The 1,035-nt window shown below is 54.4% G+C and carries 1 rRNA gene; it reads left to right on the forward strand.

Annotated elements, in window-relative coordinates:
• Positions 1-1,029: ribosomal RNA gene (locus WS34_RS14855) — 16S ribosomal RNA — on the forward strand; the annotation flags it as partial.
• Positions 1,030-1,035: the final 6 nt, after the last annotated feature.

Consider the following 1,035-nt stretch of genomic DNA (forward strand, 5'->3'; position numbering starts at 1 on the left):
GATCGGCTAACTCCGTGCCAGCAGCCGCGGTAATACGGAGGATCCGAGCGTTATCCGGATTTATTGGGTTTAAAGGGTGCGTAGGCTGTTTTTTAAGTTAGAGGTGAAAGCTCGACGCTCAACGTCGAAATTGCCTCTGATACTGAGAGACTAGAGTGTAGTTGCGGAAGGCGGAATGTGTGGTGTAGCGGTGAAATGCTTAGATATCACACAGAACACCGATTGCGAAGGCAGCTTTCCAAGCTATTACTGACGCTGAGGCACGAAAGCGTGGGGAGCGAACAGGATTAGATACCCTGGTAGTCCACGCAGTAAACGATGATAACTCGTTGCCGGCGATACACAGTCGGTGACTTAGCGAAAGCGTTAAGTTATCCACCTGGGGAGTACGTTCGCAAGAATGAAACTCAAAGGAATTGACGGGGGCCCGCACAAGCGGAGGAACATGTGGTTTAATTCGATGATACGCGAGGAACCTTACCCGGGCTTGAAAGTTAGTGACGGATGCCGAAAGGTGTCTTCCCTTCGGGGCACGAAACTAGGTGCTGCATGGTTGTCGTCAGCTCGTGCCGTGAGGTGTCGGGTTAAGTCCCATAACGAGCGCAACCCCTACCGTTAGTTGCCATCAGGTCAAGCTGGGCACTCTAGCGGGACTGCCGGTGTAAGCCGAGAGGAAGGTGGGGATGACGTCAAATCAGCACGGCCCTTACGTCCGGGGCGACACACGTGTTACAATGGCCGGTACAGAGGGTAGCTACCTGGTGACAGGATGCGAATCTCGAAAGCCGGTCTCAGTTCGGATTGGAGGCTGAAACTCGCCTCCATGAAGTTGGATTCGCTAGTAATCGCGCATCAGCCATGGCGCGGTGAATACGTTCCCGGGCCTTGTACACACCGCCCGTCAAGCCATGGGAGTTGGGGGTGCCTGAAGTACGTGACCGCAAGGAGCGTCCTAGGGCAAAACTGATGACTGGGGCTAAGTCGTAACAAGGTAGCCGTACCGGAAGGTGCGGCTGGAACACCTCCTTTCTGGAG

The sequence above is a fragment of the Odoribacter sp. N15.MGS-14 genome, assembly GCF_000980245.1.
In the GTDB taxonomy this organism is placed as follows: domain Bacteria; phylum Bacteroidota; class Bacteroidia; order Bacteroidales; family Marinifilaceae; genus Odoribacter; species Odoribacter splanchnicus.